This is a genomic window from Streptomyces sp. NPDC003943 (genome assembly GCF_053605265.1).
Window position 1 is genome coordinate 23,858 of record NZ_JBSGIW010000047.1, and the last position, 18,191, is coordinate 42,048.

9 protein-coding genes are annotated in these 18,191 nt (G+C 72.0%); 2 read left to right on the plus strand and 7 right to left on the minus strand.

Features of this window, described 5'->3' with window-relative positions:
* Positions 1-285: 285 nt before the first annotated feature.
* Positions 286-8,193 carry a ricin-type beta-trefoil lectin domain protein gene (locus ACWEV0_RS20270; RefSeq protein WP_453150714.1) on the plus strand — a complete coding sequence of 2,636 codons (7,908 nt, stop codon included), beginning with the start codon at positions 286-288 and terminating at the stop codon, positions 8,191-8,193.
* Complete coding sequence (locus ACWEV0_RS20275; protein WP_453150715.1) at positions 8,193-8,594, plus strand: hypothetical protein; 402 nt, start codon at positions 8,193-8,195, stop codon at positions 8,592-8,594. The genes ACWEV0_RS20270 and ACWEV0_RS20275 overlap by 1 nt, the downstream gene beginning before the upstream one ends.
* Positions 8,595-8,681: 87 nt before the next feature.
* On the opposite strand, the gene ACWEV0_RS20280 is transcribed toward ACWEV0_RS20275, so the two are convergent.
* The 7 genes from ACWEV0_RS20280 to ligD all read right to left on the minus strand — a co-directional run bounded on the left by ACWEV0_RS20280 (position 8,682) and on the right by ligD (position 18,171).
* The gene (locus ACWEV0_RS20280; RefSeq protein WP_453150716.1) at positions 8,682-10,157 is read right to left on the minus strand and encodes a penicillin-binding transpeptidase domain-containing protein; all 1,476 of its coding nucleotides are present in this window, start codon (positions 10,155-10,157) and stop codon (positions 8,682-8,684) included.
* 10 nt (positions 10,158-10,167) lie between these two features.
* Complete coding sequence (locus ACWEV0_RS20285; protein ID WP_453150717.1) at positions 10,168-11,577, minus strand: FtsW/RodA/SpoVE family cell cycle protein; 1,410 nt, start codon at positions 11,575-11,577, stop codon at positions 10,168-10,170.
* Between the two features lie 56 nt (positions 11,578-11,633).
* The gene (locus tag ACWEV0_RS20290; RefSeq protein WP_453150718.1) at positions 11,634-12,914 is read right to left on the minus strand and encodes an ATP-binding protein; all 1,281 of its coding nucleotides are present in this window, start codon (positions 12,912-12,914) and stop codon (positions 11,634-11,636) included.
* Positions 12,911-13,684 carry a hypothetical protein gene (locus tag ACWEV0_RS20295; protein ID WP_453150719.1) on the minus strand — a complete coding sequence of 258 codons (774 nt, stop codon included), beginning with the start codon at positions 13,682-13,684 and terminating at the stop codon, positions 12,911-12,913. The genes ACWEV0_RS20290 and ACWEV0_RS20295 overlap by 4 nt, the downstream gene beginning before the upstream one ends.
* Before the next feature lie 70 nt (positions 13,685-13,754).
* On the minus strand, positions 13,755-15,857 hold the full coding sequence (locus ACWEV0_RS20300) for a PBS lyase (RefSeq protein ID WP_453150720.1): 2,103 nt from the start codon (positions 15,855-15,857) through the stop codon (positions 13,755-13,757).
* 323 nt (positions 15,858-16,180) lie between these two features.
* Positions 16,181-17,278, minus strand: coding sequence for an ATP-dependent DNA ligase (locus ACWEV0_RS20305; protein WP_453150721.1), 1,098 nt, complete (start codon positions 17,276-17,278; stop codon positions 16,181-16,183).
* Complete coding sequence (gene ligD / locus ACWEV0_RS20310; protein ID WP_453150722.1) at positions 17,275-18,171, minus strand: non-homologous end-joining DNA ligase; 897 nt, start codon at positions 18,169-18,171, stop codon at positions 17,275-17,277. The genes ACWEV0_RS20305 and ligD overlap by 4 nt, the downstream gene beginning before the upstream one ends.
* Between the last annotated feature and the right edge of the window lie 20 nt (positions 18,172-18,191).

Sequence of the window (18,191 nt, forward strand, 5' to 3'; positions counted from 1 at the left end):
CGGGTTTTCGGCCACTGGGCCGATCTTGAACTCTGTGCCGGACATGACAGAGAGTGCGCACGCACGCGCCTGAGCCAGACGTGTGCCTTTTGGTGTTTCCGCACCGTGGGTGTTTCCGCACCTCGTCCGTTGAATGATCCGCCAGGGTGGGAGTCGACGCGTATGCGTGCTTCAGGTCCGCTGTCATGGCTGGGGCGAGGACGCCCAGCCATGACAGAGTCACAACGAAGGCGCCGGCGGCGAAGCCGCACGGCCATAGTCCTTCTGCTGTCCTCGACACTGACCGTGACGAGCCTGGGCGGTGAGGCGCTCGCCGCGCCCGGCCCCGGCATGAACCGCACGGAAGACGTCGCGAAGGTCGACCTGCCGGACATCCCGCCGAGCACCGAGACCGACGGCGACGCCGGCGCCTCGACGACGCTCGACCTGGCACCGCAGACGCCGATCGACCCGTACGTCCCCGCGGGCGTCGCGCCGTGGAACTCCACCGACCAGGCCGGTCTCCCGGTCACCATCCAGTCGACCGACACCCCCGGCACCACCAAGCCCGTCGGTACGACCCCGGTCGCCATCGGCGTGCCCGCGGGCGGCGACCCCAACGCGCTCGCCGGCAACTGGACCGTCGGTGTCGCCCCGCAGACCACCTCGGTGGACGCCGGCGCCTCCGGCGTGGTCATGAAGGTCACCCCGCCGACAGGTGTCGACCCGAACGCCGAGGTGGCGATCAGCGTCGACACCACCGGCTTCGCCGACCTCTACGGGCCGCAGGCCGCCGACCGCTTCGGTCTGATGCTGCTGCCCGACTGCGTGTACTCCTCGCCCACCGCCGGCGACTGCGCGGACGGCGGCGGCACCACCGCGATGTCCCTCGCCGACGGCGACAAGGACGTCAAGAACGGCAAGCAGCACTTCCAGCGGCTGCGCAGCTCGGTGACGACGGTGGCCGCCAAGGACGCGCCCACCAAGGCCCCCGAGCCGAAGAACGCCAAGGTCCACAAGATCGTCACCGGTACCGTTCCGGTCTCCGCCCTCCTCGACGCCGGCTTCGCCTCGTCGACGGCCGACAAGACGGCGACCAAGGCGTCCTACCAGGACGGCGTCCAGCCCGCGGTGGCCGCGAACGGCGGCGCCGCCCTCGGCATGCTGGACACCGGCAGCTCCGTCTCCGGTGACTTCACCGCCTCACCGCTGCTGTCCTCCGGTTCCTGGTCGGCGGGCTCGTCCTCCGGCGCCTTCACGTACAACTACGACATCCAGGTCCCGGAAACCGCCGGCGGCCTGATGCCGAAGGTGTCCCTCGGCTACTCGTCGCAGACCGTGGACGGCCGGACCTCCTCGTCCAACAACCAGGCCTCCTGGATCGGCGACGGCTGGGACTACAACGCGGGTTCCATCACCCGTACGTACGCCAACTGCCGCCAGGACTCCAAGAAGGCCGGCTCGAACAACTCCACGCACCGCACCGCGGACCTGTGCTGGGGCTCGAACAACGCCACCCTCTCGCTCGGCGGCATGACCACCGAGCTGGTCTGGGACGACACCAAGGGCCCTAACGGCCCCGACGGCAAGCCCGTCGGCCAGTGGTTCACCGCCAACGGCGACGGCTCCAAGGTCGAGCAGGTCAAGGGCGAGGCCACCGGCAACGGCGCCAAGGACGGCGAGTACTGGGTCGTCACCACCAAGGACGGCACGAAGTACTACTTCGGCAAGAACAAGCTGCCCGGCTGGTCCGACCACGGCACCGACCCGGACGACCCGACCACCGACTCGGTGCTCACCGTCCGCGTCTACGGCAACCACAGCGGCGAGGACTGCTACAAGGGTCCGACGACCACCGACTGGACCAACTCCTACTGCACGCAGGGCTGGCGCTGGGGCCTCGACTACGTCGAGGACGTCCACGGCAACGCCATGTCGCTGTGGTGGAAGAAGGACCAGAACTACTACGCGCCGAACTTCAACTTCAAGGACCCGATCGCCTACGACCGGGACGGCTGGCTCGACCACATCTACTACGGCCAGCGCAACAACAACATCTTCACGGCGACCGCCCCGGCCCGCGTCGGCTTCACCGTCGCCGAGCGCTGCTACACCGTCGGCTCGGTCACCTGCACCGACGCCAACTTCGCGTCGAAGGACCCCGGCCAGTACCGGCCCTGGTTCGACACCCCGGCCGACCTGCGCTGCGAGGCCAAGAAGAAGTGCTGGAACGCGGGCCCGTCCTTCTGGACCCGTAAGCGCCTCGACAAGATCACGACCTCGGCCCAGCGGCGCACGGACACCTCCGCCCGCCAGGTCGTCGACGAGTACCAGCTGAAGCAGAGCTTCGCGCAGCTGCGGACCGGCCCCAACACGGCCCTCTGGCTGGAGTCGATCCAGCGCACCGGCTACGCCCGCAACGGCTCCACCGACGCCAGTGTCACCATGAACCCGGTCCGGTTCGAGCCCAACGTCGAGGACATGCCGAACCGCGTCAAGGCGGTCCACCCCTCCCGGCCCGGCTTCTCCCGGCTGCGCATCGCGCACGTCGTCAACGAGTACGGCGGCGAGACCTTCGTCACCTACAAGCAGCCCAAGTCGGACGACCCGACCGGCCAGACCAACGACTGCGTCACCGGCAACCTGCCCGACAAGTCGGACACCGCGGCGCTGAAGGCCAACAACCGGCTCTGCTACCCGGTGTACTGGAACCCCGACCCCGAGGTCGAGGACATCGACTGGTTCCACAAGTACGTCGTCGACTCCATCGAGGAGTCGCCGAACGTCGACGGCGCCATGCCGATGCAGACGCAGTACGTGTACGCCAACCCGGCGTGGAAGCTGGCCGAGGCCGAGTTCACCAAGAAGTCCACGCGCACCTACTCGCAGTTCGCGGGCTTCGAGCAGACCACGGTCCTCACCGGCCAGGCGCCCAGCGCCGAGCACCCGGAGCTGAAGCAGTCCAAGGCGGTCACCCGCTTCTTCCGCGGCCTCGGCAGCACGGTGTCCGTCAAGGACATCACCGGCGCCGAGATCGCCAAGGACGAGGAGCCGTTCGCCGGCCGGATCGCCGAGGAGCTCACGTACACCGACTCCTCCAAGGCCGACAGCGACTGGCTCTCCCGCTCCATCACCGTCCCCGAGGCCACCGAGCTCGCCAAGCGCAACCGCGACGACGGCCTGAGCCCGCTGCGGGCCTGGCGGGTCACGGAGCCGACGGAGATCGCGTACAGCAAGTCGTCGGGCACGAACACCGACGACCCGCGCACCGAGCGCCAGGTCAAGACGACCACCACGTACGACCCGACCTACGGTTACCCGACCCAGGTCGAGTCGCTCGGCGACACCGGCAAGAACGGTGACGAGTCCTGCACCAAGTCGACCTACCTGAACCGGACCGACAAGAACCTCATCGGTCTGTCCAAGGAGGTCCTGATCTCGCCGACGCTGTGCGCGAACGCCAACTGGGCCAATCTGTCGACGCTCACCGGCGCCAGCCGCACCGCGTACGACGGCACGGCCTACGGCACCGCGCTCGGCGCCTCCACCCGGGGCCTGGCCACCGAGTCCTGGACGCTCAACGGCAAGGGCGACTCCTTCGTGTCCAACGGCACCGTCGGTTTCGACGACGTGGGCCGTGTGACCTCGCAGCAGACCCCCGGCCAGGCCAAGCCCGCCACCATCGCCTACGACCCGCCCAGCGGCCAGGTCTTCAAGGTCACCACGACCAACCAGCTGGGTCACAGCCAGATCCAGGAACTGGAGCCCGGCCGCAGCACCGCGCTGAAGACCACCGACGCCAACGGCAACGTCAGCGAGGCGACCTTCGACCCGCTGGGCCGGCTCGCCGAGGCATGGGCCCCCGGCCGCACGCCGTCGCCGAACTCGGTGCCGGACTTCCGCGCGGTCTACACGGTCCCGGCCGAGGAGACCGACCCGACCGACCCCAACATCAAGATCCGCAAGCCTCCGTACGTCACCACCTACGCCCGTGGCTATGAGGACCGGATCGAGCAGTCGGTCACCCTCTACGACGGCCTCGGCCGTGAGCGGCAGACGCAGGAGGAGGCCGACAACGACGCCGGCTGGCTGATCACCGACACCCTCTACGACGGGACCGGCGAGGTCTACCAGACCAACAACGCCTACCTCACCCAGGAGGCCACGCCGGGTCTGCTCTTCACCCCGGTCTCCGACCTCCAGATCCCCAACATCACGCGCTACTCCTACGACGGCCTCGGCCGCGTCACGCAGGAGACGCCGTGGATGAAGTGGGTCGACCCCGCCGACGGCAAGGACTACTCCAAGGCGTACGAGGACCGGGCCACCCGCTACCTGTACGGCGAGGACTGGTCCGAGGTCGTCAACCCGCAGGGGGCCTCCTCCTACCGGGTCTACACCGACGCCCTCGGCCGCACCGTCCGCGCGGACACGATCAACCCGGCCGCGCCCAAGGGCTACACGTCCACGAGCTACGAGTACGACGCCAACGGCAACGTCACCAAGGCGACGCAGTCCGAGGACCAGGCGCACCCGTGGACGTACACCTACGACCACCGGGGCCGCAAGGAGACCGTCACCGACCCGGACGCCGGAACGACGTCGTACACCTACGACGACCTCGACCGTGTGCTCACCACGAAGAACGCCCGCGGCGTGATCGTGTGGAACGGCTACGACGACCTGTCGCGGCCGGTCAAGCAGCGCCTGAACGACTCGGCCGGCAAGGTCATGGCCGAGTACACCTACGACACCGCCCCCGGCGGCGTCGGCATGCCCGCCACGGCCACCCGCTACACGGACGACCTGGCGTACACGCAGACGGTCAACGGCTACACGAAGGACTACCAGCCGACCTCGACCACGCTGACGCTGCCCGACTCCATCGCCACCACCTGGGGCCTGGACAAGAGCTACACCGTCGCCTCCACCTACGCCGACACCGGACAGCTGGAGGACACCACCCTGCCCAAGATCGGCGGGTTCGACTCCGAGAAGGTCGTCGTCCGCTACAACAAGGACGGCAAGCCGCTTTCCATCTCCGGCAAGGACTGGTACGGCTCCGAGACGGTCTACGACCCGTACGGCCAGGTGCTGCGCTCCACCCTGGGCGCCCAGCCCTACCGCGTGTGGACGCAGAACGACTACGACGAGTCCAGCGGTGAGCTGAAGGACCAGCAGGTCTACCGCGAGAAGGGCGCCACCGACCCCGCGACCGACAAGTCCGTCGTCGGCGGCAACCTCGTCTCCAACCGGGCGTACACCTACGACCCGGCCGGCAACGTCACCTCGATCCAGGAGAACTCGACCGGGATCGCGGAGAACCAGTGCTTCAGCTACGACCCGCTGGGCGAGCTGAAGACGGCGTGGACCGACAAGAACCAGGCCAAGTGCTCGGCCGCCCCGAAGAACGCCGACGGCACGCTCAACGTGGCTTCCGGCACGGACCAGTCCGGCTACTGGCAGGAGTACGAGTACGACCTCCTGGGCAACCGCACCAAGCTGACCCAGAGGAACCTCGCCGGCGACACCACCAAGGACGCCGTCACCGACTACAAGTACGGCAAGGCGGACGGCTCCCAGCCGCACACGCTGACCAAGGTCACCAAGAAGTACAAGACCCCCGCGGGCGCCGACGTCACCGCCGAGGCGCAGCGGGTGTACGAGCTCACCGGCGAGACCAAGACGGTCACGTCGATCGAGAACGGTGACAAGCAGGACCTGGCCTGGACCTACGACGGCAAGGTCGACCGGATCACCGGTGCCGGCACCGGCGGCAAGACCCCGTACGTGGGTCCGGCCCAGAAGTGCCTCGACCTGAAGTCCGGCCTCGCCGCCGCGTCGCAGCCGATCCAGCTGTACGGATGCAACGCGTCGTCGCCGCAGAACTTCAAGTTCACGCCCACCCCGGGCACGCCGACGGCGCCGCAGACGAACCCCAACCTCGGCACGCTCTCCGTCTCCGGCGACTGGTGCCTCCAGCCCACGTCGGTCGCGGTCGGGTCCGCGGTGCAGATCCAGAAGTGCGACGGTTCCTCCGCGCAGCAGCTGCTCCGCAATGCCGCCGGTCAGCTGACCCACAAGGACTCCAACCTGTGCCTCGCGGCGCAGGGCGGGGCCACCGCGAACGGCACCGCGATCGTGCTCGCGACCTGCGACGCGGCTTCCGCCGCGCAGCTGTGGCAGCCGCAGAACGACACCCGTCACATCTACGGCCCCGACGGCAGCCGCCTGCTCACCATCAAGGGCAAGCAGGCCACGCTGACCGTCGGTGACTCGGAGGTGACAGTCCAGCAGGGCGGTGTCCTGGTCAACACCCAGCGCACCTACGCCACGCCCGGTGGCGCGGTCATGCGCTACGCCTACGGCACGGGCTCCGCGACCCTGGTCGCCCAGACCGCGGACCAACAGGGCTCCGCGTACGCCGAGGTCGCCCTCTACGGCGGCATGTCCGTGCGGATCCGCAAGCAGGACCCGTTCGGCAACGAGCGCGGCACCCTCGCGGGCAACCTGCAGAACCACAAGGGATTCCTCGGCAAGACGCGGGACGACGCCTCCGGCTACCAGCCGCTGGGCGCCCGGCTCTACGACCCGGTCGTGGGACGCTTCCTGTCCGCGGACCCGGTGCTCGACCTGAACGACCCGATGCAGTCCAACGGGTACGCCTACGCGAACAACAACCCGGTGACCTTCTCGGATCCGAGCGGGCTCTCGATCGCCCTCACCGCATCCGAGCGGGCCGCGGCCCTCGCGGGCGCGGGCCTGTCGGCCGCCGAGGTCGCACAGGCACAGTCGATGCAGGGCAAGTCCCTCACCTCGGTGATCCTCGCCGTGGCCTGGGAGACGCTGAAGGACTTCATCGGCATCAACGACGCCATCGCCTGCTTCGGCGGTGACATGTGGTCCTGCGCCAGCGTCATCATGGACGCCATTCCGTGGGGCAAGCTCGGCAAGATCCCGGCCGTCATGAAGGCGGTCGACCGCACGATCGAGGCCATCAAGGCCTTCAAGGTGGCCAAGCGGGCGGCGGAGATCGTCCTCAAGGCGGCCAAGGCGGCCGAGACAGCGGCGCTACGGGCCAAGAAGCTGGCCATCGAGAAGGCCAAACGGGAGGCCATCCAGAGAGCGAAGAAGAAGGCCGCCGAGGCGGCCAAGAGAGCGGCCGACCGAGCGGCCGAACGCGCCAAGAAGACCGGTAACCCGGTCCACAAGGCGGCCCAGGCCAAGGCCGCGCCCAAGTCCTCCGCCCACGCCGGCCCCGGTGGTGCCGGTCGCGGTGGCGGCCACGGCGGCGGTGGTGGGAAGAGCGAGCCCAAGGCCGGCGGCTCCTCCCGCAGCAATGGCGGAGCGAGCGGTGGCCACGGCTCCGGCAAGGCCGAGGGAGGAAGCAGCGGCGGTTCCTGCCCGATCAACAACAGCTTCACCCCCGGCACCAAGGTGCTGATGGCGGACGGCTCCACCAAGCCGATCGAGCGGGTCAAGCCCGGCGACAAGGTCAGGGCCACCGACCCGGCGACCGGCATCACGTCGGTCCGCATGGTCACCGCCGCCATCAAGGGCACCGGCTCGAAGCACCTGGTCGATGTGACCGTGGCGGCCGGGAAGGCCGGCTCCGGGAGCACCGTGACGGCCACCGACGGTCACCCGTTCTGGCTGACCGGGCCGAAGCGCTGGGTCGATGCCAAGGACCTCCGCCCGGGCATGTGGCTCCGCACGGCCGCCGGTACCCGGGTCCAGATCAGCGCGGTCCGGCACCGCACTGTTCCGGCGACGGTCCACAACCTGACCGTGACCACGGACCACACGTACTATGTGTTCGCGGGCACAGCTCCGGTTCTCGTGCACAACTGCGGCAACGCGGCGACGCACGACGTCTCGAATGCCGTCGACAACCTCGATGACGATGTCTACTTCCACTACACGAGTGAAGGCGGACACACGGGCATTCTGGCGGACGACGGCAGCCTCAGGATCGGGGCCAACTCGGCCGGCAAGGTCCACGTGACGCAGGAGATCGGCAGCCCGGCAGAGATCGAGCAGAACATCTTCATCGGAAACCCGATGTACGCGGGGAAGGCGGACTACGTGTTCGTGTTCCGCATGCCGCAGGGTGTCGAACTCGGACGCGGTTCCCAGCCGAACGAGCTGATCACGAGGGGATCACTGAAGATCCCGGCCGCGAACGTCCTCTATCACGGAGTGAATCCCTTCTGATGACAGAACAGGTCGAGTTCGAGAGCCGTGCGCAGCTGGAGGTTCTCCTGCGCGCCGGCATGGAGCTGAAGTTCGAGTTGTCCGAGGACACGGACGTGCTCAACGGCAGCCCTGTCTACGCGGCGGCGCTGAACCGCCTTCGCGAGAGCCTGATCTCCGCGTGGCGATCGAGCTCGACCCCTGGGAAGGCCGAGCAGCAGGCCGACTGGTACCGGCTCGCGCGGCATGAGCACCGGTGGCCTCTCATCGCGAGGCGTGCCGTCATGCATCCGCGCTGGCGGGAGCTGCACGGAGCCGACCTGGTCGGCTGGATCGAGACGCTCGCGGCGCCGCTCGCGGTGGACGAGGAAGCGCTGGCCGCGGTCAAGGCGGCGGGCGACGAACTCATCGGCCGTGACTGAGACAACGGCTCGCGAGTGACAGGCGAAGGCCTCACCGGACATGTCCGGTGAGGCCTTCGCCGTTGTGCTACCAGGCCGGCCGACCGGTCACCCCCGCGCCGCCGCCTCAAGTCGCAGCCCCTCCTCCATCACCGCCCGCGCGATCGGCGCCGCGCTGCCGCCCCCGCTGATGTCCGTGCGGTTCGCCTCCGCGTCCTCGACCACGACCGCGACCGCCACCGCCGGCTGCGCCGAGTCCGCCGCCTGGGCCCAGGCGATGAACCAGGCGTACGGGGTGCCCGCGTTGCCCAGGCCGTGCTGGGCCGTGCCCGTCTTGCCGCCGACCAGGGCGCCGGGGATGGCCGCGTTGGTGCCGGTGCCGTCCTCGACCGCGCGGACCATCAGCTCGCGCAGCCTGGTCGCGGTGGCCGGCGACATCGCCTGGCGGTAGCTGCGGCGGCCGGTGGCCGTGACCGTCGTGCCGCCGGAGGTCGTGGTGCGTTCGACCAGGTGCGGCTGGGCGATCTCGCCGTTGTTGGCGACGGCCGAGGCGACCAGCGCCATCTGCAGCGGCGTGGCCGCCGTGTCGAACTGGCCGATGGACGACAGCGCCAGCTGGTCGTCGCTCATGTCCGTGTCGAAGTTGGACTTCGCCACCCAGGACGGGATGCGCAGCCCGGTGTCGTCGAAGCCGAAGCCGCGCACCGCCTCCACCATCCCGGCGAGCCCCACCTTCACCCCGAGCCCGGCCATCACCGTGTTGCAGGACCACTGGATCGCGTACGCGAGCGACGCGTTCTCGCAGCCGGTGGCCTCGTTGGGCAGCACCTGGCGGGTGCCCGGCAGCACGAAGGGGTCGGGTGTCACGGTCGGCGCGTCGACGTCCGTGACCACGCCCGCGTCCAGGGCCGCCGCCGCGGTCACGATCTTGAAGGTGGAGCCGGGCGGATAGGTCTGCCGGATCGCCCGGGCCAGCATCGGCTGGTTCGGCGAGGTGTTGAGCCGCTGCCACGCGGCGGTGACCGCGCGGCCCGTACCGGACAGCACGCCCGGGTCGTACGAGGGCGAGGAGACCAGGGCCAGGATCCGGCCGGTCGACGGCTCGACCGCCACCACCGCGCCCCGCTTGCCGTCCAGGCCGCGGAAGGCGGCCTGCTGCATCCCGGCCCGGATCGTGGTGACGACGTCCCCGCCGGGCTGCCGGTCCCGGCTCAGGTCGTTCCACAGCGGGAACGGCGCGAGCAGCGGATCGGTGCCCGAGAGCAGGTCGTCCTCGGCGCTCTCCAGGAGCGTGGTGCCGTACGTCTGGGAGGCGTAGCCGGTCACCGGCGCGTACAACGGTCCCTGGGTGTAGGTGCGTTCGTAGCGCAGCTGCTGGCCGCTGTCCCGGGAGCCGGTGACCGGGCGGCCGTCCACGACGATCTCGCCGCGCGGCTGGCCCCAGCGGGTGATGGCGATCCGCCGGTTCGCCGGGTTGTCGTCGTACGAGTCGGCCTCGACGACCATCACCCGGGCCGCGTTCACGAGCAGCGCCACGAGCAGCGCGAGACAGAGCGCGGCGGCCCGCCGGATGTACCGGATCACCTGGTCTCCTTCACTGCGCGTCCTCCGTGACCGGGGCGATGACCCCGGAGTCGGCCATGTCGGGGCGCGGGGCCCGCGCCGAGTCGGAGACCCGGACGAGCAGCGCGATGATGACCCAGTTGGTGACGACCGAGGAGCCGCCCTGGGCGAGGAACGGCATCGCCATGCCGGTGAGCGGGATCAGGCCCATCACCCCGCCGGCGATGACGAAGACCTGGAGCGCGAGGATCGAGGCGAGGCCGATCGCCAGCAGCCGCCCGAAGGGGTCGCGCAGCGCCAGCCCGGCCCGGTAGCCGCGGGCGACGAGCAGCGCGTACAGCAGGAACACGGCGGTCAGGCCCACCAGGCCCAGCTCCTCGCCGACGGTGGCGAGGATGAAGTCGGACTTGGCGGCGAAGCCGATGAGCACCGAGTGGCCGAGGCCCAGGCCGGCGCCGAGCATCCCGCCGGCGGCGAAGGCGAAGAGCGACTGCGCGAGCTGCCCGGGCCCCTGGCCCGCCCGGATCGAGGCGAACGGGTCCAGCCAGTCCTGCACCCGGCTGTGCACATGCGGTTCGAGCGAGCCCACCAGGAACGCCCCGGCGGCGGCGAGCAGCAGCCCGACCGCGATCCAGCCGGTGCGCCCGGTCGCCACGTACAGCATGATCACGAAGAGGCCGAAGAACAGCAGCGAGGTGCCCAGGTCCCGTTCCAGGACGAGCACGCAGACGCTCAGGCCCCAGATCGCCACGATCGGGCCGAGCACCCGGCCAGTGGGGAACTGGAGCTTCCACACCGTGCGGCCGGTGTACGCGAGCGCGTGCCGGTTGGCGGCGAGATAGGCGGCGAAGAAGACCGCGAGCAGGATCTTCGCGAACTCGCCCGGCTGGAAGGAGAGTCCGCCGATCCGGATCCAGATCTTGGCCCCGTTCACCGCCGGGAAGAAGATCGGCAGGATCATCAGGGCGAGCGCGCTGGCGACGGAGAGGTAGGCGTACCGCTGGAGCAGCCGGTGGTCCCGGATCAGCACGACCACCGTGATGAACAGGCCCACGCCGAGCGTCGACCACACCAGCTGGGTCGGTGCGGCGATGTCGCCGGGCGTCTCCAGGTCCAGCCGGTAGATGAGGGCCAGGCCGAGTCCGTTGAGCAGTACGGCGATCGGCAGCAGGAGCGGATCGGCGTACGGGGCGCGCCAGCGCACCGCGAGATGCGCGACGAGCGCGAGGGCGCCGAGCCCGGCGCCGTACCGGGCGGCGTCCGGCGGCACGGCGCCACTGCGGGCCAGGCCGACCTCCGCGTAGCCGAGCACGGAGATCAGCACCGCGCCGACCAGCAGGGAGAGCTCCACGCCGCGCCGCTTGGGGATCCGCACCCCGGGCGGGGGTGCGTCCCCGGCGGCTCTGGCGTCCCTGGAGTCGGTCGGCGGCGGTGCGGTCATGGTCCGCAACGTAGCAAGCAGTAAGCCTTATGTCCCTTTTGTGTGACGGTGAGCCGTCAGTCGTCGGTGTCGGGGTCGGCGTCCGTGTCGGCGAGCGGAAGCGTCAGGCGCGCCACCGCCCCGCCGCCCTGCGTCCGGCGCGCGTTGCCGAAGACCAGCCGGGCGCCGATCACCTCCGCCTGGCCCACCGCGATGGTCAGCCCGAGACCGTGGCCCTTGCCGCCGCTCTCGGTGCGGAAGCGCTGCGGGCCCGACTCCAGGAGATACGCCGGATAACCGGCCCCGTGGTCCCGGACCGTGACCACCGGCCCGTCCACGGTCAGCACCACCGGCGGCGCCCCGTGCTTGTGCGCGTTGGCCACCAGATTGCCCAGCACCCGCTCAAGGCGCCGCCGGTCCGTCTCCACCCGCGCGTCCCGCACCACCCGCACCTCGGTGTCGGTGCCCGAACCGCGCACCACCCGCTCGGCCAGCGGCCCGAGGTCGTGCACGGCCAGGTCGACCCGCTCGGTGCCGGCATCGAGCCGCGAGATCTCCAGGAGGTCCTCGGTGAGCGAGCGCATCGCCCGCACCCGGTCCCGCACCAGCTCCGAAGGCCGCCCCTCGGGCAGCAGTTCGGCCGCGGCGGACAGCCCGGTCAGCGGAGTGCGCAGCTCGTGCGCCACGTCTGCGGTGAACCGCTGCTCGGTCTGCAGCTTGCGCTGGAGCGAGGACGCCATGGTGTCGAGCGCCCCGGACACCGTCGCCACCTCGTCCTGCGGGCGCGAAGGGTCCTTCGTGCGGGGGTCGTTGACGCGCGCGTCCAGATCGCCCGCGCTGATCCGCCGGGCCACCTGCGCGGTCGCGTGCAGCCGGCGGGTGATCCGGGTGACCGCGAACGCGCCGACCAGCAGCGTCGCCCCGATGGCGAGCACCGAGGAGCCCAGGATCGAACGGTCGAGCCCGTCGATGGTGGCGGCGCTCTGCGTGTAGTCGACGCGCACGGCGAGGGCGCGGCCGTCCGCCGGGCCCGCCGCCCACATCGTCGGCCGGCCCTCGAACTCGGCCACCATCGTGCCCCGGTCGCCCCGCACCGCCAGGTCCCGCAGCCGGTCGGGCATCCCCGGCGGGTTCACCCCGGCGAACCGCGGCAGCGGCTCGCCCGCCTCGTACAGCCGGCTCACCTCGCCGAGCCGGGCCAGCGCCTTGTCCCGGGAGTCCCGCACCGTCTGGCCGGCCACCGACACATGGACCAGGACGCCGAGCAGCGCGGCCAGCGCGCAGCACATCACCGTGATGAAGACGGCGGCCTTCCAGGTGAGCGTCGCGGTCCAGGCGGGCAGCCGGGGCGCTCTCACTGACTCACCTCGGGCGCGGGCGGCACGGGCGCCGGGGTACGGGACGGGCTCGGGCTGACGAAGTCCGGCGCCGGCACCAGCGAGACGCCCGGGCCCGGCGGCTTGATCCGGACGATCTCGTCCCGGGCCGGCAGCATGGCCCGCTGCTGCTCGTCCCAGGACCAGGCGGTCCGGTACTCGTAGCCCGGGATCCCGGCCGAACTCGCCCGCACGATCAGGTCCCGGCCCGCCACGTCGACGCTGATCACCTGGTCGACGGTGGACATGATCCGGGTCAGGCCGTCGTTCTCGGCGAGATAGACGCGGACGCCGAGCTGCTGGTCCGGCATCCGGATGCCGACGATCAGCTCGTCGCGGCCGTTGCCGGTGAGGTCGCGGTAGTACGGCGTCAGGACCGGGCAGTGCGCCCGGTCCGTGGTGCAGGCGAGCACCGCCCTGACGGTCTCCTCGTACAGCCCGTCCTGCCCCGAGCGGTCGCTCTGGTGCGCGCGCACCTCGGCCTGCACGACCGCGACCGGGTCGATCCGGCGGACGTCGTTGTCGGGGACCCGGACGCCGGGCACGCGCTCGGTGTCGGTCTCGCCGTAGTCGAACGGCGGATTCGTCGCCGGCGACAGACCCGGCCACAGCCGCACCGGCCCGATGGCGGCGGGGGAGGGGCCGGCGCTCCTGAGCCCGCCCTGGCGCCCGCAGCCGGTGAGCCCGGCGGAGGCGGCGGCGAGCACGCCGAGGAGGACGGCGGGCAGAAGCAGGGTGCGGCGCTGTCTCACTCCCTGCTCCCTCCGGCTCGGGCGTCGGTCTTCCCCTAGACCTTATTCGTAGGGAAGTCCTTTTTGCCCATTAGCGGAGCGGTCGCTCCATCTGGGACAGAGCCGCGCGGCACAGCGTGATCAGCTTCTCGTCCTCGTGGACGTCGTGGGAGCCCGAGCCGTCGTCGCGGGCGTTGTGGCGACGTCTTCGGGACAGCTCCGCGCGGATCGCGGGCTCGGCGTCCGCGGCGAGCGGGCCCATCTCGGCCAGGCACTCGGCCACCGCCACGCGCGCGTGCCGGTTCTCCTCCCAGGCGGCGAGGAGGACCGGGAGCACGGTCCGCGCCTCGCCGGAGACGCGCCAGAGCGCGGCCGCCGAGCGGACCCGCACCCACAGGTCGCGCGCGCCCAGGCCGGCCCGGAGCGCGGGAGCCGCCTCCGCCGCCGCGGGGCCGATGGCGCCGAGGGCCTGCGCGGCCGCGCACCACTCGGCGCAGGTCGTGCCGGGACGCAGCCAGCGCTCCAGCGCGGCGAGGGCCTCGCCGAGGGAGCCGTCCAGCGACCAGACGGCCTGCGCGGCGACCGCCGAGACCGCCGCGGACCCGTCGCCGAGCAGCGCCCGCACGTCCGGCAGTGCCTCCCGCGCGACCGGCCCGAACGCGGCGAGCGTCCGCAGGCACGCCTCACGCACCCGGTCCCGCCGGTTCGGCGGCGCCTCGCGCAGCACCCGCAGCACCTCCGGCAGCGCCTGCGCGCCGCGCACCGACCCGAGCGCGAAGAGCAGCGGCGCCGCCCGGTCGTACAGCAGCTCGTCGAGCTCGACCTCGGCGAGCCGGCGCCGGAGCACCGGAGCCAGCGGCTGCGCGGCCGGGCCCAGCGCGTCCACCGCGTACAGCAACTCGCGCCGCACCTCGCGCTCCTCCTCCAGGGCGCGCCCGAGCAGCGGGATCGCGCGCGCATCACCCGAACGGGCGAGGGCGAGCAGCGCACCGCCGCGCCCCGCGCGGGCGCCCGGGCCGGGCAGGCCGAGCGGGCCCACGGGCCCCGCCGTGAGCCGGGCCGCGAGCGCGTCGGCGGCGGGCGCGGCGAGCTCGAAGAGCCGCTCCAGGAACGAGGTCGCGGCCTCGCGCAGCCGCGGCTCCGGGTCGCCGAGCTGCTCCCCGACGAGCCGGACGACCTCCTCGTACCGCCCGCGCCAGGCTCGTATCAGGCCGCCGCACAGCCAGACGGCATCGGACCGCTGCCCCCAGTCGGGGCTGCGCAGCTGCGCCAGGATCAGCTCGATGCGGTCGTCGACGCGGTCGTCGAGGGCGGTGTGCAGGGTGCGGAGCAGCTCCTCGGTCCAGGGGGTGGGGCGGCCCGCGGAGTGCTCTTCGAGCAGCTCGCGGACCTGGCCGATCAGCGTCGGGGCGGCGGTCCTCGGGGTCTCCACGGGGCGGTCCGGCGGAGCCGTGCGCACCTCGTCGAGCAGGGCGGTGACCCGCTCCACCACGTCGGCGGGGATCTCGGCGGGCGCGCAGCGGGCGAGCTGGGCGAGCGCGGCCAGCCGCAGGCCGGGCGCCTGGGCCACGTACGACAGCCAGCTCAGCCATTCGACGGTCTCGGCGCGCAGCGCCTCGTGCCGCAGCGCGATCCGTCCCACGGCCGCGACCAGGGCGAGCCGCACCTCGGTGTCCCGCTCGACGGTCAGCCGCTCGCGCAGCAGGTCGAGCACGTGCGCCGGGTCGGGGTGCAGGGACGCGAGCGCGCAGGGCGCCGCGAGCCGCACCTCGGGGTCGGGGTCGTCGACGAGGCCGAGGAACACGTCGGCGCCGGCCGCGATCGCCGCCGCGGCCATCGCGTAGTTCGCGGCCGGGATGAACTCCGCGTCGTCCGGGTCGAGTTCGTCGAGGTCGTCGAGCTCGTCGTCGTCGGACAGCTCGATGCCGCCGATGCTGGTGAGCAACTCGACGATGCCGCCCCGGTCCTGGACCGCGGGGTCGGCGACGAGTTCGAGGAGGAAGGGGATGCAGGCGAGCGTCGAGTCGTACACGTCGCCCTGGTGGTGCACCGCCCCGTACATGCCGTCGAGGGCCTGCTCGCGCTCGGCGGGGTCGTCGGAGGCGAGGCCGCGCAGGAGCTCCGGCACGTCGTCCGCGGGGCCGTACGCATGGCCCAGCGAGGCCCAGTCGACCTCCTCGATCCCCGTCAGCATGCCAAGGCCGCCTTCCCCGTGAGCGCTGTACCAGGACGCAAGTGTGCACCAACGCACCGACAACAAGGCCCCGCCTGCGGGAGCCTGCCCGGTAAGCCCCGCCCGGGCGTTCGCTTTGCGCCACGTCCGGGCGGGTGCGGGACCCCGGCCGGCCCCCGGCCCGGCGCTCCACCGCGCCCCTTACACCCCCTCCGGCGGATCCGCACCGCGCTCCGCGCCCGTCCTACCGGCGCACTTGTGTGCCGGGGCGCATCCCGGGGCGCGCGTGGCGGGCGCACAGGGAGTTTGTCCTGAACCGGGCGGAGCGGAGGGGGAGTCGGGATTCAGCCGTGTGGACGCTTGTCGGCCTGGGGCGGGGTCGCCGGCGTGTCGTCGCCTTCGCCGGGGGCCGGCACCGGCCCGGCGCGGGGCCCGGCGCGGGGCCCGGCGCGGGGCCCGGTGTGGAGGTCATTGTCGGGGGCTGGATCGCTCGCCGGATCGCTCGCCGGATCGTCCGCCGGCTCGTCCCGCACGCGTACGAAGCGTGCGACGTCCTGGCGGGTCCGGATCAGCAGCAGTTCCACGGGCAGCGGATCGGCCAGCGGGCGCACGGGCCCGTGCTCCGGGTCCGTCACCGGCGCGCCGAGCCGCCCCGCCGCCCACTCGGCGACCTCGCGGGCCTGCGGGCCGGTCAGCCGGGGCGTGGTGCGCAGGGTCCGGCCGTCGGGGAGGCGGACCAGGGCCGCCTGCGGGCGGTCCGGCGGGCCGAACACCCCGACGAGCAGGGCGTCTTGGGTGTCCGCGTGCCGGACCTTCCGCCACTGCCAGGTGTGACCGGACCGGTAGGCCGAGTTCCACGCCTTCGCCACCACTCCCTCCACGCCCGCCTCCCGCAGCGCGCCGAACCACTCGCGTGCCGTCGCCTCGTCGTCGGTGGCGAGCACCCGCTGGAGCGGCGGTCCGGTGCCGGCGAGAGCCGCGCCGAGCAGTTCCCAGCGCTCGCGCAGCGGCCGGCCGCGCAGGTCGTGGCCGGGCAGCGCGAGCAGGTCGAAGGCGATGTACGAGACGGGGATGCCGGCCCGCTCGCGCTCCCGGTGCGAGCGCAGCAGGTCGGTGAAGCTGATCCGGCCCTCGCGGTACGCGCAGAGCTCGCCGTCCAGGACGATGCCGGGCGGCAGGCGCTCGCCCAGGTAGGCGGCGACGGTCGGGAACTCGGGGGCGAGGTCGCGCCGGTTGCGGGACTGGAGGAAGACCTGGCCGCCGCCGAGCGCGAAGGCGAGCGCGCGGAAGCCGTCGAGCTTGAGGGAGTACTGGAAGCCGCCGGGGATGGAGCCCTGCGGCGGGATCGCGTCGGCGGACCGGGGCCGCATCACCTCGACGGGCGGCCGCAGCACCACGTCGCCCCCGTCCCCGGTCACGGCGGGGTTCCGGTCCCGGGTCACGGCAGGGCTCCGGCGACGGCCGGGTCGAAGAGCGGGGCGAGCAGGTCGCCGCCGTACGCGTCCAGGCGGGGCGCGATGTCGTCCATGAGCAGGACGAGCCGGTCCGGGTCCCCGGCCCCGGCGGTCTCCTCGACCTCCTCCCAGGTGACGGGCGCGGAGACGGCCGGCAGACGGCGGGCCCGCAGGGTGTAGGGGGTCGCGGTGGTCTTCGCCGCGGCGTTCTGGCTGTGGTCGACGAAGACCTTGCCGGGGCGCAGCGCCTTGGCCATCTTGTGCACGACGAGCCGGGGCAGCTCGGCCTCCGCCTCGACGGCGAGCTTCCGCGCGTACGCCGAGACCTGCGCGGACGGGGCCGGCTCCAGGGGCGCGAGGAGGTGCAGGCCCTTGGCGCCGGAGGTCTTCGCGTACGCCGTGAGGCCGTCGGCCGCGAGCCGTTCCCGCAGGTGGAGGGCGACCCGGCAGCACTCGACGACGGTCGCGGGCGGGCCCGGGTCGAGGTCGAGGACCAGCCGGTCGGCGACGCCGAGCGAGCCGTCCCGCCACTGCGGGGTGTGGAACTCCACCACCAGGTTCGCCGCCCACATCAGCGACGGCAGGTCCTGGACCAGCACCTGCCGGGCGCCCGGGGCGTCGGAGCGGGGCACGGGGGCGGTGCTCACCCAGTCGGGCGTGCCGGGCGGCGGGTTCTTGGTGAAGAAGAGCTGGCCGTCCGGGCCGTCCGGGTAGCGCAGGAAGGAGACCGGCCGGTCCCGCAGATGCGGCAGGATCGCGGCCCCGACCGTGGCGTAGTAGTGCAGCAGCTCGCCCTTGGTGGTGCCGGTGGCCGGGTGCAGGACCTTGTCCAGGTTGCTCAGGGCGATCCGCCGTCCCGCCACCTCTGTGATGGGCGTCATACGATGAGAATCCCACGGTT